The sequence below is a fragment of the Rickettsia endosymbiont of Polydrusus tereticollis genome, from assembly GCF_964026385.1.
GTDB lineage: Bacteria > Pseudomonadota > Alphaproteobacteria > Rickettsiales > Rickettsiaceae > Rickettsia.
In genome coordinates, this window is sequence record NZ_OZ032142.1 from 745,638 (window position 1) to 770,612 (window position 24,975).

Here is a 24,975-nt window from a genome sequence, read left to right on the forward strand (position 1 = left end):
TAATATAGTCAATAACGTAATATATCATCTGTTTGAGTATTCCATATATCTTGATAAAGTCCCTTCTGTATAACTAATTCAGAATGACTTCCATCTTGAACTATTGTACCATTATCAAATACTAAAATACGATTCATATGAAGAAGAGTAGAAAGACGATGGGCTATTACAATTGTAGTCTTATGTTCCATTAACTTAAATAAACTTTCTTGGATTTCTTTTTCTGTTACTGAGTCTAACTGATTTGTTGCCTCATCAAGAAGTAATATTGGAGTATTTTTAAGAAAAACTCTCGCAATTATTATTCTTTGCCTCTCACCCCCTGATAATTTCAAACCTTTCTCGCCTACTATAGTATAATAGCCTTTAGGCAAACCATTGATAAACTTATGAATACCTGAAAATTTAGCAGCTTGAACTACCGCTTGCTCAGTTGTCTCGTTATTACCACCATAACGAATATTTTCTAAAATAGTATCATGAAATAACATTAAATCTTGAGGTACTACAGCTATTTTCTGCCTTAATGAGTTTTGAGTAACATCAGTTATAAATTGATTATCAATTTGTATCGTTCCTTCTTTAACTTCAAATAATCTTAAGATTAAATTTATAAAAGTGGATTTACCACTACCGGAGTGGCCTACTAAACCTATTTTTTCTTTAGGATTAATAGTAACTGAAAAATCTTTAAATAAAGGCTTTTTATTAGGATAACAAAACAAAACTTGCTTGAATTTTATTTCTCCCTTGTTGACTTCAAGTGTTGTTGCATTTTCTTTATTTGTGATTTCTAATTTAGTATTGATAGAAGACAAAGCATCTGAAACTTTACCAAAATGAGTAGAAAATTGAGTCATATATCCAGTAAGTTGATTCAAGAATTCTACTATTGCTATATTAATACCAAGTACAAGAGCTATATCTCCGAGTTCTACCTCTCCTGATTGATAGCCATAAATTAAAAAGTATAAGCTTATAGCTTGTAATAATTCAAATGAATAGCCATATATGAACCAAATCCAGAAATATGCCCTTTGCATTTTTTTTTCTGTATCTATTTTTTCCTTGTAAATCCGCAGAAATTTAAGCCTCTTATAAGTTTGCTTAGTAAATAGACGTATTATTGTTATGTTTGATAAGCTATCAGTTAGATTGGCAGTAGCTTTAGTACCGCTACTTGAATAGCAGTTAGCTAAATTACTTAGTTTTCGAAAACATAAAATTGAAACTAGTATAAAAATAATTACCCAAATTAAAGTAGCTATCGCAAACTTTATATTTGCTAACGATAAAATATAAATAGCAAAAATTAATGCTAAACTATAGGCAAAAAAACGATCTATAATTAGCTTAATTAATTCTATTGTACTATCAATTAAATTATTTACTTTATGCGTTAAATCACCTGAGAAATTATTTAGGAAGTAAGAATGACTTTGGTTTAATAACATATAAAAAGCTCTGTCAGCTATTTTTCCTTTAAGTAATGGAACCATTTTGATATCTACAAAATAGCCATAAAGCCTAAAAATAGTAGTAATAAACAATCCCATAAAAATATAAATGCTTATAGGTAAAAAAAGATGTTCAATAATACTACCCCCTTGATATTTTACAGCTATATCCAAAATATCCTTTATTACATATTTTCTCAAAGATAAATCAATAGCCCACATTAAAGATACCAAAAACATTATTACTATATTTAGCTTGAATTGAGGTAATATCTTTAATATAAATAAAAGAACATTTTTTAAATCATGAAAGGTACTTTTACTCATTGTAACTCTAGATTTTTTAATACTTGAACCTTTTTATTGAGAAAGTTGAGAAAAGAAAACCATAGGTTTTTATATATTTTACCAGAAATATCTCCAGCATTATGTAGCACAGTAGCTTGATCAAGAATCAGTAATTTAGATAGGTCTTTACTAGCTGCAGCAATGTCAATTTCAGAAATATCATGATTATTTTCTAGATAAGATAACCAAGTTTTTATAAGTTCTTCTTTGTTTTTTTCTTTTACATCATGGTAGTTATTAAAATATAATAAGGCCTTTTTAAGTATATCTTCTGTTAATAAACCACAATTATACATACCAAAAATTAATGGCTTAGGTTTTGGAATAACAGGAAATTCTTTATTCTTTATAACCCATCTTGTAACATAAGCAAACCTATCTTTAGCATCTAAATTCTCTCCACTACCATGCCATAATCTTGAATTAAAAACTATTGCATCACCTGCTGAAATAGGTAATGTTATAGTTTGCTGATTAGTTAATTTAGCTGAATATTTATCGATAAAATATGGTGACCAAAAATCAACAGCTGGTTTTATCTTCCAATTATGACTATTTTTTATAATTTGTAGAGCGCCTGAAGTCTCATCAACATCATTTAACGCAAGCCATACGGAAAAGTGATAAGGGCTATCAGGACTGTAAGAAATATCTTGATGAAAAGGTACAGCATCAACTAAATCAGCAGTTTTACATATAATATTTGATTTTTTGTTTAGTATTTGACATTGTAATAATTTTTCAAGATTATCTTTAATTGTATCATTTAATAAATCTGAGATAGTTTTAGTAATTTGTGATGGAGTACCCCATCTACCAGTACAATTTAGATAATCTGGAACAGATACATTAAGCTCCTCTGCTGATCGATCTATTTTATTCTTAATATCATGCAAATACCAGACAATTAAGTCTAAAGAAACAAGGTTTTTTATAATAAAAAAACCATCATCTTGTAATTTTTCCATATTATGGACACCTTATATCAATAACTGATAAATAATTAGTTAAAGGCAAAACATCAAATATTTTTAGACCACCTACTTGTGCTAATATTACTTCCCAATCATCTAATTTTCTTAATCTTCCACCTGTTTCAACCATTATATTGATATCTACAGCACCTCCCATTGGAGAACTATCAGTTAAAATAGTTTCAATTAGCAAAATACGCTCTATTTTCTTATCTTTTACAAGTTTGAAATAAGATATTACTTTCTCGTCATCTTGATTTTGCAAGAAACGACAGAATATACTTAAATCATAATTTGCTAATTTATCTTGGGTACTCAAGCTAACATTATAGGCTTTTATTAACTCCTCAGGAATTTCTTGATCATTATAATAATTTAAATTTGTAGTGTTCATGTCTTTATTTCTTAAGGCTTCAGTTAAAGCTAAAGAGTGTACCCCAAATAGTAATATATTTTTACTATCTTCTATACTTATTTTGTTATTAAACTCCTTAGTATCAAGTTTAGTATAACCTATCAAGGCTTGATAAAATTCAGTTTTTGTCTTTAATGAAGTTTCTTGTTCCTTAAAAGATGAAAATGAATATATAGCTTTTTGTTTTAATAAATCTGTTATTTTTAACCAATTTTTTTCAGTAACAACTCTTGCCCACATTTTTGCTGCTTGAGGCAAAAATGAGCTATCTTTTAGGAATTCTCCCTTTACTGAGAGTTGCCATAGGTCTTTATTGTGATTATATACTATTAATTCTATTTCCCACAAAGCTCTGAGTAATCTCTGTAAATTTGACTCAATAATACCTAATTTCTTAGATAATAATTCCGTAGTTGCTGGTAAGATATTTAATAAATCAAGCTCAATAGCAACATTTGTTAAATAGGTTTTCCAAAAACCGGCAAGTTCTGCAGAAATTTTATGTATCTGAGATTCTGTCCCTGGAGTAAAAGTAGTAAGCCTTATATTGCCTATAGTATCAATTTGTCCTAAAGTATTGTTATACGTCTCTATTCTAGCAAGTCCATTATAAAACGGCTCAACAGTTTTATATCTTTGTAAATAAACTCCATTTCCTTCTATATCTATATGGAACCAACCATTATTATCTTCGGCTATGGCAAATCCTTTATGAAAAATACCTAGCTGTTTATACCACTTATTATGTATTAATTTCCCTTGAGGATTAATATGAGTAGCTTTGTCATCTTTATAAATTACCGCAATATCATCTTTGAAATCCCCAACATAATCATATTCTTCCCGGTAAAGTTTATTACCATGTAAATCAATATGGTAAAATTTATTAGATATTCTTACTACACAAATATTTTCTTGATAATTTCCAATCCACTGGTATGATTGCTTGTATATTCTACTACCGTAAGAGTCTATATGATAGCACCTATTATCATCTTTTACCGCTGCTCTTCCACAATAAAACCCATGGGTTTTATTAAACCTTTTTGTATAAATCGCTTCTCCTTTTAAATTGATATGATAGGCTCCTGTTTTATCATGAACAGGAGCAAGACCTGGTTCATGAAATTTCTCTACATGCAGAAACCTTGCTGCATATAATGGTTTCTCATGGAGCGTATGAAATTGCCTACAAGGTGAAATCTTAATAAACTTCAGTTGATTATTTTCTCTTAACTGACCAGTGGTTTTCTCATATTGCATGTCTTGCATAACTCATGATTAAAATAGTTTTTTTGTAAGTTTTTATACTGGTTACTCTGCCATATATCTTCTAATTTTACTTCATTTATATTACCAAAATTTCCTAACTTTTGTCGTAAATCATCAGGAGCACAACAAGGACTAAATTTTCCTTCAGGATTAATCCATGCTTCTTTACCCAAAAACGGACATGGACCACCTGGAGCTAAATCTTCTACTCCTTCTTTAGCAAGAATAGTAAAATTTTCTAATATTATTTTCTTGCCATTTGGCAATAACATGTTATCTCTTAATTCATATAATTTTTTTACTTCAGTATTCCATCTCTTTACTGATGATTCATCCCTTCTCATTGATAAATCTTTAATTTCTTCAAAATGTGCCCATAGATGATGCCCTTTAACTCTATCAATACCTAACCCTATAGCCATTTTAACTATACCATACAACTCAAATAGATTACTTTCTAAAAATGTTAATTGCAGGGTAACACTACAACGTTTTTTTGTTTTAGAAAAATACTCATCCCGCACATCAAGAAAGGTTTTTAAATTTTCTGTTACAACTTCCCATTTTGAGCCAATCATAATTTTCTCATGTACTTCTTTACTCGCTCCATTCCAGGAAATTTTAATATCAGATAAAATTGGTACTAATAACTCCGCCCATTTTTTAGCTCCCTTAGCAGGAAAAGAACCATTAGTTGTTAGATTCAGTTTTAATCCGTATTCATGACATATGTTTATTATTTCATCAAAATTTTTATACATTAAAGGTTCTCCCATAGTAGATGGGATAATTTCTCTTAAAGGTGTGCCAGCTGTTTCTTGTATTACCTTTCTAATAGTGGCAATTGGCATTATTTTAGGTCTAATTCCTTTGGCTTTTTTGTTTTCCTTGACTTTACTATAAGGAGAAAAACATTCACACATGACACAAGCGTAATTACAATAATCTGGATTAGTATCAAAAGTAATTCTCCAAGGTCCAGGCTTTGTAGATATTGACTTGTTCTTGCTTGTAATGATATTAAAATAAATTTTTTCAAGTTGCTTAGTATGTTCATTTATAGAGGGTACGTTACCATCATCAGAGTAAAGGTAACCTTTCTGGGTGAGTTTAGTATATAGTTTTTTATCTGTAACTAAGTTTTCCATCTTCGCTGATAAACTTTCTACGTCTCTATGCTTAAATAACAATCCATTTATTCTATCTTGTACATATTCTGCCATTCCACCATAATCAGCAGTAACTACAGGTATTCTTAATTGCTCGGCTTCATGAATAACTAGCGGGGAATTTTCTCCCCAGATCGATGGGACAACAATGGCATCAAGCTTGTTAAATACCTCTGTAACTATATTTTCATTCCTGTAATGTCCCACCCATTCTATCTTATCTTTGACTTTTTGTGAAAATTGATCAGCGATTGCTTTAAGTCCAGCAGTTTCTTGGCTTAACACCCCCCAAATTCTAAGTTTAGCCTTTGCTAATAAACTAGAAAAAGCTTTAAGTAATAAATCTATACCTTTCTCTGGAGTATGAGTACCAATATAACCAAAAACAAAGTCTTCTTCTGGAATTCTATTTCGATCCTTTAGACGATTTAAATCAAAACCATAGTCAAGATAAGAAATTTTCGTATGTGGAATGTTAAATTCTTTAACAAACTTATTCATCAAAAATTTTGATGGAGCAACAAAGCAATCAACGTAATCAACTATTTTGTTAGTTTGCTTCATTCTAGTAGATACCCATTGCTTCCAATAGGTTATCTCTGAATTTAAAAATACTTCATCCCCTGTAAAATATCCTTTATAACACTCTATTGCGCATTTTTTGTCCTCTTGTCCATCACAAAGTTGCAGTAATTCTCTAGAATTACGTTGAATGAACCTTCCTCTTGGACACATTAACCAAAAGTCATGTAAAGTATATACTGTAGGTATATCTCTTTTTGCGGCAATTTCAGGTAAACTTGTAGATAAATGGTTCAAGTGACCAAAATGGATAAGATCAGGTTTGAAATCATCTATTATTTTTTCAAATCTTATATTTACTTCTTCATTAATAAATTTATAACGATATTTAGTTATAGGTATATTAATCAAATGTAATAAAATTCTAGGATCTCCATAATCTAAAACTGTACTGTAGTGAAAACTAGGTAAAAAACTATTTTCAAGCCGAGCAAAAACTTGCACCTCGTGATTGTCAGATAATTTTCGCGCAAGGATTTGACTATATACTTCAGAACCAGCACTATAATAAGGCGGGTAGCCATGAATAACTTTCAATATTTTCATATATTACCATATCTAAATTTTTAGGACATTTTTTCTTACCATTCTTAAGATTTGCTATGAATTTACTTAACCCATCTTCTAAAGAATGTTTTGGTGACCAACCAAGTAATTTTTTAGCTCTACCAAAATCACCATAAAAACGGCTTACATCAAAATTTCTTGAAGGATGAAAATCAACTTTTGAATTACTATTAGTCAGTTCTAATGTTATGTTTACTAATTCTTCCAAGCTACAAGGTCTGCAAGTGGTAAAATGAATTGGGGGTAGGGAAGACTTGATATTTTGCAAATGACTAACAGTTAAAGATATACCATCTACTACATCTTTTAGGTAAGTAAAATCAAAAACACATTCCTTACCTTCTATTCTTACAGATTCTCCTTTTAATGCGTTAATACAAAATGCTGGAACTACTCTATTATAATGATCTGATAAACCACCATACACATTTGAAAACCTTAAAATTGCTATATTAAAACCAAAATTTTCTAAATTTGCTACAAGTTCTTCTATTAATACTTTGCCCCTAGCATAATTATTCATTGGACTTAAAGGAGCGGATTCTGTTACTGGTAAATTTCTTTGTTCTCCGTATACTTCTCTACTACTTCCATAAATAAACCAAGGTTTATGGGGAAGTAACTTACATAGTTCTAAAAATTTTGTTGTATCTTCAACATTAACCTTCTTACATAAATCTGGATATTGTTCTCCATGAATAACTCTTGAAATTGCTGCAAGATGAACAATTCCAATGCACTCATTAAGCAACGGTATAATTTGTTCTGAGTAAAAATTTAGTGGATTATCCTTTAACCTTATATCACAGCAAATTACTTCATAACCATGTTGTTCTAATTTCTCTACTAAAGCTAATCCAATTAAACCAGCTGCTCCTGTAACCAATATTTTATTCATTATAGCTCAAGTTTTTAAATATTTAGATTAGATTATAATAAGAAAATCAAATTAACAAGTATATTAGCCATAAATTTTATACAAATTGTCAAAATTATCAGTCTCATATTGAATTTTGACTATAATTGTTGGTAATCAAAAGAATTTAGTTAACCCGAGCATCTGGGTTCTGTCGCATCTATTGCGAAGTTTTGAGATATAGAGTATAAGGAGCGAAAAATTATAAACATGCCCTTCCATATATCGCCAGAACTTTTAAGCCATTTTAAGGGGTTTTCTACAGGAAAGGACAATTTTTCTCGCAAGAGGTATTTAGCCCTTTACTTATAAGGCTTTCAGAGGACAAATTGATTTTAAAATCATGAGCTAGTATTACTCTAAAAGCCTGTTAAATCAAGGAATTCGGCTTTGCATAATTTTCATATTTTAAGGCTTGTTTGTAATAGCCCGATAATATACAGATCTGCTAATCCCAACCATATTACAGATTTCGGTTACTGAAAAATCCTTTGATTTTGCTAATGATTTTAATTTTTTAAGCTTTTCGTGAGTAAGAGCTTTAGGTCTTCCACCTTTTCTACCTTTGAGATAAGCCGCTTCAAGCCCCGCTTTAACTCGTTCGGTAATAAGTGCTCTTTCCATTTCAGCAAACGCTGCACATATTATAAACAGTGCCATTCCCATTGGAGTTGTGGTATCAATATTATTTTCTAATGAAATAAATTCAATTCCCTTTACTTTAAAATCATTTATAAGCTCCATTAGTTTTGTGGTTCTTCGTCCTAAGCGGTCAAGCCGAACAACACGCACGGTATCGCCTTTCCGGAGTTTACTGATAAGACGGTTTAACTCTAATCTATCATCTTTTGCTCCGGAAACTTTTTCTTTAAAAATTTCATCACAACCGGCAGCAGTTAGTTTTTGAATTTGAATATCTAAATTTTGTTCATTTTTAGAAACCCTAGCATAACCAAATTTCATTTTTTACTTTTTATTTTAAATAAAATGTTCCAAAAACCTAAATGATAAGGTATTTTCATCTAATGTCAATTGGCATTAGTTTTGGAATAGATATTTACTAAGAATACATTACAGAAGTGTAATATAATTTTGGGATATCAAAAACAGCAGTTTCTGGAATAACAAATTATGACAAGATTGAGAATCTTATCTGATGATGATTACGATAAATTATATAAAATACCTAAACTCACTGATGAAGAACGTCAATTTATTTTTGAGTTAGATGAGATTGATAAAAATTACTTAAATACAATAAATAATACTTCAGTAAAAATTAATTACATTTTGGGACTGTTGCGAGATGAAAAATTTTTGATCAAATTATAAAATATATACCCCGAAATCCTGATACTTTTGTTCTCAAATTAGAAAATTTGAAACAAAACATTCATCTTGCAACAGTCCCATAAAATGCGTTATTACTGCAAGAGCAATCAGCATGGGAATTCACTTAATCCTAAAAGGGTAGCATCATGATATTGTTCTACTGGAAAATGAAAGTTTTTGTTTTCGATGACAGTTACAGGTCTTGGGTGTAGAGGAGGGTAATCATAAACTGGACCACAATCGTCATATATTGGCATCCCAGAGTCTTTGTCCTCTATATCAACACTTATTTGCAGTTGAGTCTTAACTTGTCTTTTAATATGTGGTGTTTCTTTTGGATGTAATTTAGGAAGACCATAAGCATTGACATTACTGTGATCATAAGTAGAGCTATCAGTTGCATATCCTTGATCAGTTATTTTATCAATTGTTTCGTAGATGTGAGAGTCAGAAGTATAAGGATGTGAAGTATCATGTGTAGATTTCTTATCTGTTTCTTTCTTACTAGACATATTAACATAATCTGTTTTATTTGCTGAGGAGCTAGCAAGGCTATAGGCATTTATATTAATGTTATCGTGTATAGAGTCATCACTTGAATTCATTAACTCCATTCTTTCGTGATCGTTAGAATGTGAGCTAGAGGGATTTGAAGAGTCATATGTAGATTTTGTATATTTAGCCTTCTTACTAGCAATATCTACGATAGCATAATCTTTGCCATCTGAAGAACTATCACTGTAATATATTTTAACTTTTTTACTATTAATCTCAATTAGATTAGGATCGCTAATATTAGTATCAGAAGTTTCTAGTTGTACTATGGGTGCTTTACAGTATTTATTATACATACGCGTTAATAAATATGTCATTGATACGGTAAATGTTACTGTTGATGCTAAAACTAACCCGTTTACTAACATAGTATTATCTTGGCTATGCTGTTTATCATAGCTACTAATATCAGTACTATTGGTACTATTATAATCTATCATTCCATAATTATTAGTATAGTTTAAGCTTGTCTGTTCGGTTGCAGTTGTAGAGAAGAAGTCTAGTATAGATGAAGTGGTGTTATTAACTAAATCGGGTATTACTTCTTGTACCATTTGTTTTAATTTATCAGACATATATTCTATACGGAATATACCACATTTTCCCGTTTTTGGTGTCCGCATAGACACATCTTGACCTTGCAGCACCGTCTTATGTACATTCTTAATCAGTATTGACTCATCTGTAAGACACTGATGTTCATACAATAGTGGAGTGTTGTTAAGACTAAAGATTTTATATTCTGGACCAAAGATTCTTATATTATTGAATGAGTTTACGACTCTAAATATGGTATTATTTACGTGTTCAACATATGCTATTAGGTTTAAAGAGTTACTACCTTTGTTTACAAAGTCAAAAATATTACATTCTACTTCTTCATCGAGTGAACAATTGTTATCAGAGAAGCAGTTACTAGAAATAAGTTTCTGATCCATAAGACGATATGTACTCTTACGAAGAGTATTACCAAGTTTTACAATTGCAAATGTTTTATCGCTATCATCACATGTTTTTGTACGGTCCCAGATAGTGTTGAAGGTTTTTAAAGATAGGGAAAAAATTTCATTATTCATTTTTATCTCTTGAGTTTTATTAAAAAATTATTTATTCGTGGCATTGTTATTATTGCTACTATTGTGACGCTGGTCATTATATCAGCTTTTTTGGTTTTATCAACTAAGTTATTTAAGATAATTATAAAATTATTGTTATAAAGATAACCAGTGTAGTATTAGAGCAATATAAAGATTGAAATAGTTAGGATAGGAAATTGATAAAAGTTATAAAAATTAGATTATCTTGTCTAATTTAAATGAGGTATTTTAGAGCCTGTCTTGAAAGTTATATGAATATAAGTTACAATGCTTAAACACTTTCAAGACAGGCTCTTAGTAGGTTTTTGAGGTTTAGAGAATTTATGAGTTTTTGGCAGTACTTCCTCTTTAGTTACTAAACTAGCAGGTGTGCCATCTAAGTTAAAACGCTGAGCTCCTTCAACAAGGAGTTTTTTATATCTGTAATCAGAACAATATCTTCTAAAAACCTACGCATCTGTTGTTTTGAGAAATTATCTTTCTCTAGCACTATAACTTCCTTTACTAATACCTATAGCAAGTGGTTTTTTGGCAAAAGAGAAGCATAGAGGATATTTTGATTGCAGTAATTTTAAGATTTGTTTGTATTCTGTTTTCCATCTGGTAAGTTTAGCTTTTAGAGCTTCTTTTTGTTGTTCGGCTAGCACCCTGGCTTTTTCTGCTTTAATTTGTTCTTTAGCAGCTTTACCATCTTGAACTTTAGTGTTACTAGCATTAGGCTTAATAACATTCCCAGTATATTGAGCATTAGCAGGTTTGTTTTGTAATGCCGGTTTCTCGATGACTACTACTTGTTTTTTAGGTAGAGGCATAACAGGCAAGCCTGACATTTTTAATACGGATCAAGGAGTACAATTTACATCAAAAGATTTTACTCAAATACTTGAGCAACAAGGCATAGCTATTAGTATGGACGGCAAAGGCAGAACCTTAGATAATGTATTTATTGAACGTTTTTGGAGATCTTTGAAACAAGAGAAGATTTATCGTTTTGATCTTGAAACGGTACGTGAAGCAAAGATAGCTATCAGAGATTATATAGAATTTTATAATAAGCAAAGACCTCATCAATCGCTTGAATATAAGACACCTGAAATGATACATTTTGCAGAAAAACTAGAAAATTATCAAGAGGCTATATGACATAGAAAATGCAAACTTTACTTTGAAAAACCAATACATAATACAGGAGAATTACACCTCTAAAATTTAAAAATTTTGTCTAGACAAATGGTACCACCTCAGTTATTCCACCAAAAAAGAACCGAAAAGACCAAAGGGAGTATGATAAACATGTCTATAAAGAACGTCATTTGATTGAATGTTTTTTTAGCAAAATTAAACATTTTAGACGAATTTTTTCGAGATTTGATAAAACGGCTAGCTCTTTTTTAGCATTTCTTCACTTTGTTTCAACTTTTATTTGGCTGAGGTGAGAAATGTTCATAGAACCTAGTTTATAATCTTCTTGTAAAAATTAATATTTTTGTAGCTATTTTTCTTTTTCCACTTTTTTTTTGCTATAAAAATATTAAATTTTATTTAATATTAAGGTATTAAACTTGTTAAAGATAATTAATGTATCTTTATGACTCTTGTTTTTCTACCATTGCTAGGTTCAAATCAAGCCTATGGTTAGTCAGAAATTAACTAATTTTGAATGATTAGCATTAAACATAATACCAAAGCTCTACTCGTACAAAATTAGTTTAATAAATTTAACTGAGTGATAAATCATGACATTTCAGGACAAATTAAAAGAAATATATAAAAGACAAGATAAGATCGCACAATTGATAGAAGGGCTAGATGAGATTCCTCAGCAAACTATGCAGGACTACTACGTAAAGTTACAGACTATTATCAAGGAGGATGAAGAGAGGAAAAGCAGTGTTTATGAGAGTATACTTGGAGAGAAAAAGGAAATTGAAATAGAACAGATCTTCCGTAGGTTAGAAGAAAGTGCGGATGCTAAAGATCCAGCCAAATTGTTGATTCTTGGTGCTGCTGGAGTTGGTAAGAGTACGTTGATGCAGTATATGGCACATAAATGGAGTATTGGAGAAATTTGGTCAGGTAAGTTTGATTATGTGTATAGGGTTAATCTAAAAACATCGCTAAATAATGAATGGAAAGAAGATTATGAGAAAAGTGACCTAAGAGATAGTAAGCTAAAATGTTTAGCACATTAGAAAAAGGGATTACTTTAATTAGCATGGAAAAACATAAGGAAGCTAAAGAAAATTTTCACTTAGCTCTTAAATACAAACCTAATCTTATGACAGAATATGAAGCAATAATTAAAGCTTTAAGGCAATTAGGTAATGATCTAATGGCTAATGAGTTTGAAGAAAAATTAAAGATAATGCAAGATAATTTATAATTGGATGCAACAAAATCAAAATAATTTTACTCGTGGTTCACAAATTTTTGCTCATCAGATGAGAATGTTTAGTCAAGGAAGTATCAATGCTTTAACAGTTGCTTTGGTATTTACCATAGTTTGGTTAATGTGGCGTACATATCAGAAATTATCCTTAGTAAGCTTATATTATTTTATTATAGAGAGATATGCGGAGTTAAAACTTGCTATAGGAGAACATTTTTATCCTATAGATCAAATAGGTATTAAATTCTATTATTTAGAGCAAAAAGCTTGGGTTTACCGTAATGCTGAAGAATTTGTTCATAAATTTTGGCATGTTACACAGCATTCGCATAATATCAATCAATTTGGGCAATTTTTATTGCATTCAGCTTGGCAAGAAGGTATTATTACTTTTACTATTGGTCTGTTTACTGCTATCATCTTTTTTATGTATCGAGGTAAAAAAGCTGTTATCCAAGATAAGTGATCTTGCAACAAAAAAACGGACAAATTAAAGAGAGACGTTTTTAATTTTTTTATAATGTAACTCGTACTCATTTGGAGTTTGATAATTTAATGTAGAGTGCCTCCGTTTTTGGTTATAAAAAGTAAAAATATAAGTAAATATATCAAGCTTTGCTTCTTCTAAGCTTTGGTATTTTTTAAAATAAACAAGCTCAGTTTTCAGAGTGTGGAAAAAGCTTTCCATAGCAGCATTATCATAGGACACACCAGTCTTTCCATGACTTAAAACAATTCCGTGTTTTTTGGTTGCATTATAAAAGTCAAAACTAGTAAATTGGCTTCCAAGATCAGAATGATGAATAAGCCCTTTTAAGGGTTTACGTTGTAATGCAGCAGAGTTAAGAGCTTTAATTATCAAATCAGTTCTCATAGTTTCTTCTAACGCCATACCTACTACTTTCCGTGAGAACAGGTCAAGTACTATAGCAAGATAAGCCCATTTATTATTTACAGAAATATAACTTATATCAGCTACCCAAATGCTATTTGGGCTTGAGGCAGAAAAATTTTGTTTAACCAAATCTTCTCCCCTATGATAAGGTTTATCAGACTGCCTTGTAGTCTTTTTAAACTTTCTGTACATTTTTGCTTGAATGCTATTTACTTGCATTAGCCTTGCTACTCGAGGGCGTGAGCAAACAAAGCCTTGTTCTTTTAACTCTGTATGAATCCTTGGACTTCCATAAGTTTTATAACTTTCTGTAAAAATAGTTTTAATCTTACTTATCAATTCCTCATTATATTCAGCTCTTTTACTTGGCATGTGATTAATAAAATCATAATAACCGCTTCTACTAACCCCTAAAATCTTAGCCATCTGATCTACACAAAAACAAGAACTATGATTCTTCATAAATTCGTACCTTTGTTTGCGGGAGCTGAAAAGATGACCACTGCTTTTTTTAGGATATCTCGCTCTTGTTTTACAAGATGTAATTCCCTCTTTAAATCTCGTACCTCTTGATTCATTACATTGCCACTACCAACAAAGCTAGCCTCTCCTTTGCCTTTGTAATTCTTAAGCCAATATCCCAAACCAGAGCGTGAAACCCCTAACCCGGATATTGCATGAGATATAGGAGACAAAATCCTCGTAAAGCTGTATAATACTGGTATTTCATTAGAATAATACAAAGGATTTTGTCATGACAAATTGTATAGCATATAGTTACCAGTTTTCCAAAGTAAAAAATCGGACAATAGAGATAAATTTCACTGGAGGTGATATTAGTAGCGATGGAGGTGTGTTGTTATTAAGAGAAGCAGATAAAAGGCTTGGTATAACAGAGGAGCTTGCTAAAATATTTCCTGATAGACGAGATGGTAGTAAAATTACCCATAATATGGCAACAATGCTGAGGCAACGAATTTATGGTATTGCATTAGGTTATGAAGATTTAAATGACCACAATTATCTACGAAAATGTCCTGCTATGCAAACAGCTATGGAAACAATTGATGATATGGCAAGTAGTTCTACCTTATGTCGTATAGAAAACAATGCTGATAGACACTTTGCAATTAAAGTGCATGAACTAATGCTTGATAAATTTATTAAGTCTCATAAAATAGTACCAAAGCAGCTAATACTTGATTTTGATGCTACGGATGATGAAATTCATGGGCAACAGGAAGGTAAATTTTATCATGGTTATTACGGTCATAATTGCTTTTTACCTTTGTATGTTTTTTGTGGAAAGCATCTGTTAGTTAGTTATCTTAGGACGTCAAAGCAGGATCAAGCAAAACATTCTTGGGCAATATTATCATTGTTAGTAAAACGTTTTCGCCAAGCTTGGCCAGAGGTAAAGATTATTTTTCGTGGTGATAGTGGATTTTGTCGTCATCAGATGTTTGATTGGTGTGATATTCATAATATAAAATATATTGTAGGAATGCCCCAAAATAACAGACTAAATGAGTTACTGAAACCTACAATGGAGAAGTCAAAAGCAGCATTTATTATAACCCAAGAAAAGCAACGTCTTTTTAGTGAGTTTCCATATAAGGCTGGTAGTTGGAGTCATGAACGTAGAATAATTGGTAAGGCAGAAATGACAATGCTTGGAGAAAATCCAAGGTATATAGTAACTAATTTATCAGATAAACCTGAAGATTTATACGACAAAGTTTACTGTGGTCGTGGTGATATGGAAAACCGTATAAAAGAGCAACAACTAGAATTATTTGCAGATCGTACTTCTTGTCATAGATGGTGGGCTAATCAGCTCAGAATGATTTTATCGGGTCTTGCATACACTTTAGTAGAATATATCAGAGGTAATTTATTACAAGGTAGTGCATTAGCAAAAGCACAAATAGGTACAATACGTTTAAAATTATTAAAAATTGGGGTAGTAATTATCCGTAATACTAGGCGTATTAAGTTTTTGTTATCTTCATCATATCCTTTACCGACAGGTATGGAATCATGTGATGAAGAAATTAGCATTAGAATAACCTAGATTAGCACTGTTCCCGGTGCTTAGAAAAAATGGGGTAAGGGGCATTACATCTAAAATTTGAAAATAACGGCTTCAAAGCACTTTTTGGCAAAATTTTTACAAAAGTATCATTGCTAATATTATAAATTACTCAATTTCTTACTTTAAATCTCACTTCATGCAATATCCGGGCTAAATCCTTAGCAATATCATTGATGCTTTTACTACCTTTATTTGCTAAATACAGTTTTACTGCATTAATTTTAAATTCTTTATCGTATATTTTTTGACTCATTGCAAATCCTCCTAAGATTTATTTTATCTCATCTTAATTCGATTTGTACGTTTTTTTATAGCATGATCACTACTTGATTTATTGCGTCTGCAACCTCATTCATGATATCCTTAGTCACAACTTGGTCACCTTCAAAATGGCTTATTGAGCAGTATCTCATTTTTTTTCCTCTGATTTCAAAGATTAAGTTTAAATTTTCAGGCATTAAAGATAAATTACTTTTAGTATGGTCATATAGAGGTTTATCATGCGGTCTATATTTGGCCTGCCCTCTTAAAGTTTCTTCTAAACGGGTAATACCTATTTTTGCATACTCTTTATTTAATTCACAACCCCAAAAACGTCTGGAATGTATAGCAGCTGCTACTCCTGCTGAAGCAACTCCGGCAAACGGATCAAATATTAGCTCTGATTTATTGGTAAGTGCTAAGGTTAAACGCTCTATAAGCCCCACCGGAAATTGACAGGGGTGGCTTGTCTTTTCAACATGGTTACTTTTTACATTCGGAATATTCCAAACGTCATCAGGGTTTTTACCAAGAGGATGCCCCGATAGCTGACCGGCTTTTGGACCTTTAAAATGTCTTTTCCCTGGATATTTTGAGGGTACTCGTGCATCGTCAAGGTTAAATGTATATTCATTAGATTTTGTATACCATAAAACAACCTCATAACGACCGGAAAAGCGTTTTTTAGAATGCAACCCATGCCCAAAATGCCAAATAATACGATTACGCATTTGTAATTTGTGTTCCTTAAACATAGGTGCAAATTCAATATCTAAAGGAACGATATAACCGTTATCTATAAAATTACCGACTTGCCAACAAATACTTCCTGTAGATTTTAATCTTGGAATTAGCTGATCAATTATTCTTTTTTGCCATTCTAAATATATTTATAAATCATTTTTTTTTCATACGGTTTCCCGATATTATAAGGGGGAGAAGTTATAATTAGGTCAAATATCGGTTCCATAGGAAGATTTGATAAAAATTTTTCTACATCACCAAGCCATACCGCATAATCAATTTTATCTAATGATGGAGTTTGTTTATTCAAAATATTCAATAATAGAGGCTTAGAGTATTCTTGAGTAGTTGATTTCATTTGTAATAATTGTTTTTTAATTCACATATTATTATACGATGATTTTTCGGATCAACAATTGATATAATCGCTGATTAGAAATTAAAACAATCCATGATTTATATAAGTATATATATTTTTTATTATTAATACAAGGAAGATTGTAATATATGAATTAGAGATCGGGCGTGAGGATAGAGCCTGTTGCTTTTCTCTCATATACATTAAGGCAGAGCAAGCGGAGCATGAGCTAGCTATTCCGTCATTTTGCCCTGGATATAAAAATCATAGGCTGTTTGATAAAGGCTAATGGCTTCTTCTGTTAAAATTGGGAGGTCTAATATTTCCTGTTTTTTGCCGTTCGGGGATAATTTATAAGTTTTAGGTAGAGAGTTTGGGCTTAGAATTACTAAATATTCGTCTTTCATAAAGCCGAGCAATTGATAAGTACTTATAAATGCCCTATTTGCCGGCTCGTTTAATATATCTTGTCCCCAGAATTTACTTTTATATTCAAAACCCAATAAGCCGAAAATCGTTGGTGCTATATCTATCTGGCTGGCTAAATTAGCTACTTTTTGCGGGGATAATATTTTAGGTGCATAAATAATTAAAGGTATGTGATATTTATTAACCGGCAGCTCTGTTTTACCGGCACTTGCGGCACAATGATCGGCGGTAATTACAAAAATAGTATTATCAAACCATTCTTTAGTTTTTGCCTTTTCTAGAAATTGACCGATGGCGTAATCAGTGTATTTCACTGCCGCATTACGTCCGCCGCCGGAAGGCAAATCAATTCTATTTTCGGGAAAAGTATAAGGGCGATGATTGGAAGTTGTCATAATCAAAGAAAAAAACGGTTTACCGGTTTTATAATCTTGATCAGCTGCCTCAAGCGATTTATTAAATATATCTTCGTCCGCTACTCCCCAAATATTTGCAAAGCTTATTTCATTTGCCGTTAAGTTACTTCGATCAATTATATTATAACCGTTGCCGGTAAAATAATTCTGAAAATTATCAAAATAGCTATAGCCGCCGAAGATAAAATTAATTTGATAACCTTGTTGTTTAAAAATAGTGCCGATATTGAATAAATTTTGGTTATCTGGTCTTCTAATAATTGAAGAGCCGGGTGTCGGCGGTACGGATAAAGTAATAGCCTCTAAGCCTCGCACTGTCCTTGTCCCCGTAGCATATAGGTTGGTAAAAAATATGCCGTTATCAGCGAGTTTATCTAGGTGCGGCGTGATATTATCGGAATTCCCAAAGCTTTTCATGAATTTTCCACTAAGACTTTCAACAGTAATAAGCATCACGTTATATTTACCGCCGAATAAGGTTTTTGGAGTAATAATGCGTTCTATTGAATCCGTAGATAAAAATTTTGAATTATTATTTTGAAGTAGTGTACGCACCACGCTTAAAGCACGAGCATTATCGATTATCGGGTAAAAACTATTATAATTTAAGCTATTATTAAAATAAGCGGAGAAAAATTCGTAAGGACCGTTTTTGCTTAATTCTACCGCATATCTGTTATTAGAAAAATTAAGCTTTTCGGGAGCATAGAACTTAAAAGCCGTAAAACTACATATGCTTAAAATAATTATTGCAATCAAATGAGATTTGATTTGTATGTTACTTGCGGCATTAATTAAAGTATTTCTTAGCAAATAAGTAATCACCACAGCGATTGCAATAATGCCGGTTGATATCTCGACATACGGCATAGATTCTTTTACTGTGCCGATAATTTCATGTGTGTAAATTAAATAGTCGACGGCAATAAAATTAAATTTCGTACCGAATTCGTCCCAAAAGGTAATTTCGGCAATTGAGATAAAAATCAGAAAAGTAATAAAACAACAGTAAAATGCGTAGCAACATAATCGGTGTAAAAATTCGCACCTTGATAATATTAAATGAAATAATAGCGTTAAAATTAATATTACCGGCAGAAAGTAACTACAGGATATTAGATCGTTAATCTCGCCTAGAAGAAATATTAACGGCAAATCGGCAAAAGAAATTTGTTTATGCCATATGGCATAAATGCATAAGGACAGCCTAGTAATAAGCTGAAATAGCAAATAGGTTTTAGCGGTGATATTAAATAACGTTTTTATCATGTTGTATGCTGTTTTATATCATTCCTGTGAAAAGGCGTTGTTGCGGTGGCTCATAATTATCGTATTATGGTTATTACAAGTATGGTGTCATACCGTGGTCAAGCCCTGTGTTGTTGCATGGATCGAAAAAAGTGCTGTATGTCATTCCCGCAAAAGCGGGAATCCAGAAAAAAACTTAATAAAAAGACTGGATGCCGTGATCAAGGAACTAGAATGACACAGCCTTTTTGCAACGTTCGTACACTAGTGGATCAAGCCACGGTTGTCACACTGATTTCTCGAACCATGCAACAACGCTTACTCACTTCTCCGGTAATAATATTTCTCTTTTGCCGGTGTGATTCGGCGGGGAAATTATGCCGTCTTGTTCCATCTTTTCGACTAAAATAGCTGCTCTATTATAACCGATTCGGAGTGCTCGTTGAATATAGCTAATTGAAGCTTTACGTTCAAGCTGCACTATCTGCACTGCTCTTTTATACAGCATTTCGTCCGTTGTTCCGTCGTTGCTACTATTCTCTAAAGCTGCATCTCCTTCATCGATCTGTTCGGTTACTGCCGAAATATATTCAGGGGTACCGGTTTCTTTTAAATATTCGGTAATTTTCTCAATCTCGTTTTCATCGACAAAAGGTCCGTGTACCCTGGTAATTTTTGAAGTATTACCCATAAATAACATGTCTCCCATGCCGAGTAACTGTTCGGAGCCTTGCTCGCCTAAAATTGTCCGACTATCGATTTTGGAAGTAACTTTAAAACTAATACGGCTGGGGAAATTTGCTTTAATTACGCCGGTAATAACGTCTACGGACGGTCTTTGCGTCGCCATAATAATATGAATGCCTGCAGCCCTTGCCATTTGAGCAAGTCGTTGAATAGATAACTCAATATCTTTACCGGCAACTAACATTAAATCGGCCATCTCATCAACAATCACCACGATAAACGGCAATTTATCCATATTCATTTCTACCGTTTCATAAGTAGGTCTGCCGGTTTCATGATCAAATCCTGTTTGAATAGTACGTTCAAGGGTTTTACCTTGCCTTGCTGCTTCTAAAATTTTAGCATTATAACCGGCAATATTTTTAACGCCGATATTCGACATCATTCTATAACGATTTTCCATTTCCTTTACTGCCCATTTAAGAGCTACCACCGCTTTAGCAGGTTCGGTTACGACGGGAGTCAGTAAATGCGGTATTCCTTCATAGGCAGATAGCTCCAGCATTTTCGGATCGATCATAATAAGGCGGCATTCTTCGGGGGTGTAACGATATAATAGTGAGACGATCATCGCATTAATCCCGACCGACTTACCGGAGCCGGTAGTTCCTGCAACTAGTAAATGAGGCATTTTAGCCAAATCGGCGATTAATGGTTTGCCGGCTAAATCTTTCCCTAAAATTAGCGGCAATAAAATAGATTGATCTTGATATTCCGGTGTTTCAATTAGCTCCTTTAAACAAAAAAATTCTCTATGCTTATTCGGTAGCTCAATACCAAGAACGTTTTTACCGGGTATTACCGCTATTCTGGTTGAAACGGCGGAAAGCGATCTTGCTATATCGTCGGATAACCCTACTACTCTTGAGGTCTTTGTACCGGCTGCCGGCTCAAATTCGTATAAAGTAACCACCGGTCCTTGACTAATATTAATAATTTGCCCTTTAACGCCGAAGTCACTCAGAACAGTTAATAATTTTTCTGATTTTTGTTTAAGCTCTTGCGAAGAATCACTTTTTATATGGTGATTATCAGCATTTCGCAGTAATGAAATAGGCGGTAACAATACTAGATTGCTTTGTTCATTTTTGGGTAGCGACGTAGATTTATTAAAAAATTTCGGCTGGATATTAGTTGCCGGCTTAGCTATATTTATTTCCGTTACTTTTGTTTTTTCCTGAGTAGCAAAATAAGAAGGGGTAATTCTTGGCTGGTTTGCTTCGTCTTTTTTAGGCAATAAAAATTTTGCAAGCGATAAGTAAGGCATTAGATTAGATAAGGTATTACGTATTTGATAAGATAGAATGCTATATAATTTTATTATAAAATCCTTCAGTGAGGTAAATTTTATTTCAAGTAAAATAACGAATAAAATAAATGTCGAGAAGATTAATAATAGATAAAGTTGATTCGTAAATTGCTTAAGAAAATTAAAGCTAGCTATCCCTATTGCTCCGCCGGCACTTCCTTGCAAATAGGGTATCTCGAGATTTGCAAATAATGTTGCCATACTAATGATAGTAAATAACATTACAATTATACGTGCTGGTAACAATTTATTTTGAGCAAGCCAACGGCTTTTCGCCCAAATAAAACAACAAATAGGTAGAATAAAAGCGGCTATACCAAAAAATTGATACAAAAAATCCGATAAATATGCACCGAAAACACCTAATAAATTGTTAGGATATCTTTGAGTTACTAAATTAAAGCAAGGATCATCGGTTTTATAAGTTATTAAAGCACAAATAATGCCTAAACCTATCACGCTTAAAATAACAGCTTGTAGCTTGTTATTCGAAAAAAATTTATTTATATAATATAACACGAAAATTATTAAAAAATTTGTATAGTAATAATAACATATAACTAATTTGGCGGCTTGATACAAGAATAATTTAAGTAATGCGGTATCTCGGCGTTGTTGCGTGGCTCGAATTTTTGCAAAGTGTTCGGTGCCATTCTAGTCCCTTGATCAGCTTGCATGGCTCAAATTTTTGATGTCATTCCCGCGAAGGCGGGAATCCAGAGAATATTTAAGCGAATTATATAGTAAGATTTTATATAATTTTGCTTATTTTAAGTGTTTTTTCTGGATTCCCGCCTTCGCGGGAATGACATATAGCACTTTTTTCGATCCATGCAACAACGCCTAAAATTATCGTAGAGGAGTAGGAGCTAATAACTCAGTATTAACAAATCCTTATTTATTTTAAAGCCCTTAAAACGCTGAAGTACCGACATACCGAGTAGTGAAATATCTAGATCGCCGACACCTATATGACCGTTGACATCTTTAAATACTCTACCGATCACCACGCTATCTAACGTTATAGGAGCAGCTTTACTTGCACCGTTAGCGGTAAGATAGACTCTGCTATAGTTTAATTTAGATAAATCAAATCCTAATTTTTTAGCATCTTGCTGAGTCAAAGCTACATCGCTTGCACCGGTATCGATCATAAAGTTTATTTTCATGTTGTTTACAAGTGCCTCGAGATAAAAATGTCCGTCACCGCTGCGGGCTATAACGATTTCACCCTGCCTATTAACCCAGCTATATGAAGGAATTAGTACAGATAATACACGCTGACTCGCATAAGTTAATTCAAACCTAAAAGCATAGCCGATTATTATAACTAAAAAAATAATTCCCCAACTTGATAGTTGCAGAAAAAATTTTCGTAAGTTATTTTGACTGAAAAAACTATATATAAAACTAATTAATATTATCAACGCTGAAAAAAATGCTACAAGATTTTGAGGCTGATCAAAAAATCCAGGATGTTTTTCATTTATAATTTTATATAAGAATAAACTAGCAAGCACACTAATGCCGAAAATAACAACTGCTTTTATAAGATTTTTATATATCATAGTAATAAACTCTATGTTCTAAGGAGATATAGCAACGTCGTTGCATGGCTCGAATTTTTGCAAAGCGTACGATGTCATTCTAGTTCCTTGATCGGGTTTGTTGTATGGCTCAAATTTTTGGTGTCATTCCTGCGAAAGCAGGAATCCAGAAAAAACACTTAAAATAAGTAAAATTATATAAAAATTTACTATATAATTCGCTTAAATATTCTCTGGATTCCCGTTTTCACGGGAATGACATCGAAAATTCGAGCCATGCAACAATGCCTTCGTGGCTTCACAATGACGTTTAACGTTTCACGCAGCTACTGCCTTACGAGCGAGCTGTATATTATAGTATATAGTAAAACTTAAAGGTAAGTATAATTTTAATGGTAGCGAGGGAGGGATTTGAACCCCCGACATGCGGATTATGATTCCGCCGCTCTAACCAACTGAGCTACCCCGCCAGGGGAAATATTATAGTTTAGAATGCTAAAGGTTATTACAAGTATGGTGTTCATACCGTGGCTTGTAGCTGCGTTGTTGCATGGATACCACAAACGTCATTACGAGCGACTTGATCGGCGTTGTTGTATGGCTCGAGTTTTTGATGTCATTCCTGCGAAAGCAGGAATCCAGAAAAAACACTTAAAATAAGCAAAATTATATAAAATCTTACTATATAATTCGCTTAAATATTCTCTGGATTCCCGCCTTCGCGGGAATGACATATAGCACTTTTTTAGAACCACGCAACAGTGCCGACTTTAGCTAGGAATGATATCGAGAATTTTTTGACTATCACACAACAATACCTACCTTGACGTATGGTTATAATACAGTCATTAACAACATTGTCAGGAATATCTTAACGTTTAGAGAATTGAGTTTTCTTACGTGCTTTACGTTGTCCGTATTTTTTACGTTCTACAACTCTAGAATCACGAGTTAAAAACCCACCTTTACGTAAAAGCGGATGAAATTCCGGAGCGGATATATCAAGTGCTTTAGCAATTCCGTGTAAAATAGCACCTTTCTGTCCGGAAATCCCGCCGCCTTTGACGGTACAAACTACATCATATTGTCCGCTAGTTTTTGTTAAAACAAAAGGTTGTAAAATGGTTTTAACATGCGTATTAGAAGTAAAATATTGATCTATATTTTTTTCGTTAACCGTTACTTTACCCTTGCCGGCTTTTATCCAAACTCTAGCTATAGCATTTTTTCTTTTGCCCGTAGCGTAAAACTTATTAGTATTTTCTGAACTTTCTTTAGGAGATTTAACTAACAATTTTTCTTGAGTTAAAGGCTCTTTTTCGTTTTTAATCTTTAATTTTGTCATACTAAATTACTTTTTATTTTTGGGATTCTGGCTTGCAAAATCATAAGCTACCGGTTGTTGTGCTTGATGAGGGTGTTCCTCTTTTGCATAAACATATAAATTACTCATTTGCTTTGTACCCAAAACATTTCTCGTAATCATTCTTTTTACAGCTAATTTAACAATGCGTTCAGGATATTTGCCGCTTAAAATTTTCCCTGCCGTAGTTTCTTTAATCCCGCCCGGGAATCCCGTATGTCTGTAATACACTTTACCGTCTTTGGGATTTGCTTTCTTACCGGTTAATTTTATATGTTCCGCATTAATTATAATTACGTTATCTCCACAATCCATATGAGGAGTAAAAGTAGGTTTATGTTTACCGCGTAATATATTAGCAACTTTGCTAGCAAGCCTACCAAGAACCAGATTTTGTGCGTCTATAACCCACCATTTTTTTTGAATATCCGATGGTTTTGCAGAGTAAGTTTTCACAGTAATATCTTTTTAATTAGAATTATTCAAATCA

At 32.4% G+C, this 24,975-nt stretch carries 22 protein-coding genes, 1 tRNA gene and 4 pseudogenes; 7 read left to right on the forward strand and 20 right to left on the reverse strand.

Annotated elements, in window-relative coordinates; translation table 11 throughout:
* Nucleotides 1-8: 8 nt before the first annotated feature.
* The 6 genes from AAGD48_RS03455 to AAGD48_RS03480 form a co-directional block, all read right to left on the reverse strand.
* The gene (locus AAGD48_RS03455; RefSeq protein WP_341790452.1) at nucleotides 9-1,784 is read right to left on the reverse strand and encodes an ABC transporter ATP-binding protein; all 1,776 of its coding nucleotides are present in this window, start codon (nucleotides 1,782-1,784) and stop codon (nucleotides 9-11) included.
* Nucleotides 1,781-2,773: a phytanoyl-CoA dioxygenase family protein gene (locus AAGD48_RS03460; protein ID WP_341789374.1), complete on the reverse strand. Its 993-nt coding sequence runs from the start codon at nucleotides 2,771-2,773 to the stop codon at nucleotides 1,781-1,783. Before AAGD48_RS03460 ends, AAGD48_RS03455 begins: the two co-directional genes overlap by 4 nt.
* A gap of 1 nt (nucleotide 2,774) precedes the next feature.
* On the reverse strand, nucleotides 2,775-4,466 hold the full coding sequence (locus AAGD48_RS03465) for a WG repeat-containing protein (RefSeq protein ID WP_341789373.1): 1,692 nt from the start codon (nucleotides 4,464-4,466) through the stop codon (nucleotides 2,775-2,777).
* Nucleotides 4,427-6,763, reverse strand: a complete 2,337-nt coding sequence (locus tag AAGD48_RS03470; RefSeq protein ID WP_341789372.1) for a glycosyltransferase — start codon at nucleotides 6,761-6,763, stop codon at nucleotides 4,427-4,429. The genes AAGD48_RS03465 and AAGD48_RS03470 overlap by 40 nt, the downstream gene beginning before the upstream one ends.
* Nucleotides 6,720-7,682 carry an NAD(P)-dependent oxidoreductase gene (locus AAGD48_RS03475; protein WP_341790453.1) on the reverse strand — a complete coding sequence of 321 codons (963 nt, stop codon included), beginning with the start codon at nucleotides 7,680-7,682 and terminating at the stop codon, nucleotides 6,720-6,722. The genes AAGD48_RS03470 and AAGD48_RS03475 overlap by 44 nt, the downstream gene beginning before the upstream one ends.
* Before the next feature lie 426 nt (nucleotides 7,683-8,108).
* Entirely contained in the window at nucleotides 8,109-8,663 is a 555-nt protein-coding gene (locus tag AAGD48_RS03480) for a recombinase family protein (RefSeq protein ID WP_341789370.1), read from the reverse strand.
* A gap of 168 nt (nucleotides 8,664-8,831) precedes the next feature.
* On the opposite strand from AAGD48_RS03480, the gene AAGD48_RS03485 reads away from it, so the two are divergent.
* Nucleotides 8,832-9,032: a hypothetical protein gene (locus AAGD48_RS03485; protein ID WP_341789369.1), complete on the forward strand. Its 201-nt coding sequence runs from the start codon at nucleotides 8,832-8,834 to the stop codon at nucleotides 9,030-9,032.
* 107 nt (nucleotides 9,033-9,139) lie between these two features.
* On the opposite strand, the gene AAGD48_RS03490 is transcribed toward AAGD48_RS03485, so the two are convergent.
* The 3 genes and pseudogenes from AAGD48_RS03490 to AAGD48_RS03500 form a co-directional block, all read right to left on the reverse strand.
* Complete coding sequence (locus AAGD48_RS03490) at nucleotides 9,140-10,663, reverse strand: hypothetical protein (RefSeq protein WP_341790454.1); 1,524 nt, start codon at nucleotides 10,661-10,663, stop codon at nucleotides 9,140-9,142.
* 302 nt (nucleotides 10,664-10,965) lie between these two features.
* Nucleotides 10,966-11,070, reverse strand: a pseudogene (locus AAGD48_RS03495) (hypothetical protein); the annotation flags it as partial.
* Nucleotides 11,071-11,157: 87 nt separating this feature from the next.
* Nucleotides 11,158-11,496, reverse strand: a complete 339-nt coding sequence (locus tag AAGD48_RS03500) for a hypothetical protein (protein ID WP_341790455.1) — start codon at nucleotides 11,494-11,496, stop codon at nucleotides 11,158-11,160.
* Here AAGD48_RS03500 and AAGD48_RS03505 point away from each other — a divergent pair.
* The 5 genes and pseudogenes from AAGD48_RS03505 to AAGD48_RS03525 all read left to right on the forward strand — a co-directional run.
* Nucleotides 11,465-11,827, forward strand: coding sequence for an integrase core domain-containing protein (locus AAGD48_RS03505; RefSeq protein ID WP_341790456.1), 363 nt, complete (start codon nucleotides 11,465-11,467; stop codon nucleotides 11,825-11,827). The two genes, AAGD48_RS03500 and AAGD48_RS03505, sit on opposite strands and share 32 nt — an antisense overlap.
* A gap of 98 nt (nucleotides 11,828-11,925) precedes the next feature.
* Nucleotides 11,926-12,120 (forward strand): annotated as a pseudogene (locus tag AAGD48_RS03510) (IS5/IS1182 family transposase); the annotation flags it as partial.
* Nucleotides 12,121-12,723: 603 nt separating this feature from the next.
* Complete coding sequence (locus tag AAGD48_RS03515) at nucleotides 12,724-12,876, forward strand: hypothetical protein (RefSeq protein ID WP_341790721.1); 153 nt, start codon at nucleotides 12,724-12,726, stop codon at nucleotides 12,874-12,876.
* Nucleotides 12,867-13,067 (forward strand): annotated as a pseudogene (locus tag AAGD48_RS03520) (hypothetical protein); the annotation flags it as partial. The gene AAGD48_RS03515 and the pseudogene AAGD48_RS03520, both read left to right, overlap by 10 nt.
* 4 nt (nucleotides 13,068-13,071) lie before the next feature.
* Nucleotides 13,072-13,536: pseudogene (locus AAGD48_RS03525) on the forward strand (TraD N-terminal domain-containing protein); the annotation flags it as partial.
* Nucleotides 13,537-13,563: 27 nt separating this feature from the next.
* On the opposite strand, the gene AAGD48_RS03530 reads toward AAGD48_RS03525, so the two are convergent.
* A complete protein-coding gene (locus AAGD48_RS03530) occupies nucleotides 13,564-14,514 on the reverse strand; it encodes an IS3 family transposase (RefSeq protein WP_341790717.1) in 951 nt (316 codons plus the stop codon).
* Entirely contained in the window at nucleotides 14,427-14,663 is a 237-nt protein-coding gene (locus AAGD48_RS03535; protein WP_341790457.1) for a hypothetical protein, read from the reverse strand. Before AAGD48_RS03535 ends, AAGD48_RS03530 begins: the two co-directional genes overlap by 88 nt.
* Before the next feature lie 59 nt (nucleotides 14,664-14,722).
* Between AAGD48_RS03535 and AAGD48_RS03540 the strand changes: the two genes are divergently transcribed.
* Entirely contained in the window at nucleotides 14,723-16,042 is a 1,320-nt protein-coding gene (locus AAGD48_RS03540; protein ID WP_341790458.1) for an IS1380 family transposase, read from the forward strand.
* A 130-nt stretch (nucleotides 16,043-16,172) separates the two neighbouring features.
* Here the strand turns inward: AAGD48_RS03540 and AAGD48_RS03545 are convergent, their stop codons facing one another.
* The 9 genes from AAGD48_RS03545 to rplM all read right to left on the reverse strand — a co-directional run bounded on the left by AAGD48_RS03545 (nucleotide 16,173) and on the right by rplM (nucleotide 24,941).
* A complete protein-coding gene (locus AAGD48_RS03545; RefSeq protein ID WP_341790459.1) occupies nucleotides 16,173-16,316 on the reverse strand; it encodes a hypothetical protein in 144 nt (47 codons plus the stop codon).
* A gap of 55 nt (nucleotides 16,317-16,371) precedes the next feature.
* Nucleotides 16,372-17,214 (reverse strand): site-specific DNA-methyltransferase, encoded by an 843-nt coding sequence (locus AAGD48_RS03550; protein WP_341790722.1) that lies wholly within the window; start codon nucleotides 17,212-17,214, stop codon nucleotides 16,372-16,374.
* Nucleotides 17,205-17,426, reverse strand: a complete 222-nt coding sequence (locus tag AAGD48_RS03555; RefSeq protein WP_341790460.1) for a hypothetical protein — start codon at nucleotides 17,424-17,426, stop codon at nucleotides 17,205-17,207. Before AAGD48_RS03555 ends, AAGD48_RS03550 begins: the two co-directional genes overlap by 10 nt.
* Before the next feature lie 233 nt (nucleotides 17,427-17,659).
* A complete protein-coding gene (locus AAGD48_RS03560) occupies nucleotides 17,660-19,540 on the reverse strand; it encodes an LTA synthase family protein (protein WP_341790461.1) in 1,881 nt (626 codons plus the stop codon).
* 301 nt (nucleotides 19,541-19,841) lie between these two features.
* Entirely contained in the window at nucleotides 19,842-22,094 is a 2,253-nt protein-coding gene (locus AAGD48_RS03565; protein WP_341790462.1) for a DNA translocase FtsK, read from the reverse strand.
* A 350-nt stretch (nucleotides 22,095-22,444) separates the two neighbouring features.
* Complete coding sequence (locus tag AAGD48_RS03570) at nucleotides 22,445-23,140, reverse strand: TIGR02281 family clan AA aspartic protease (RefSeq protein ID WP_341790723.1); 696 nt, start codon at nucleotides 23,138-23,140, stop codon at nucleotides 22,445-22,447.
* A gap of 375 nt (nucleotides 23,141-23,515) precedes the next feature.
* A tRNA-Met gene (locus AAGD48_RS03575) sits at nucleotides 23,516-23,592 on the reverse strand.
* Nucleotides 23,593-23,993: 401 nt separating this feature from the next.
* Nucleotides 23,994-24,467: a 30S ribosomal protein S9 gene (gene rpsI, locus AAGD48_RS03580; protein WP_341790463.1), complete on the reverse strand. Its 474-nt coding sequence runs from the start codon at nucleotides 24,465-24,467 to the stop codon at nucleotides 23,994-23,996.
* A 6-nt stretch (nucleotides 24,468-24,473) separates the two neighbouring features.
* The gene (gene rplM, locus AAGD48_RS03585) at nucleotides 24,474-24,941 is read right to left on the reverse strand and encodes a 50S ribosomal protein L13 (RefSeq protein WP_341790464.1); all 468 of its coding nucleotides are present in this window, start codon (nucleotides 24,939-24,941) and stop codon (nucleotides 24,474-24,476) included.
* Nucleotides 24,942-24,975 lie beyond the last annotated feature (34 nt).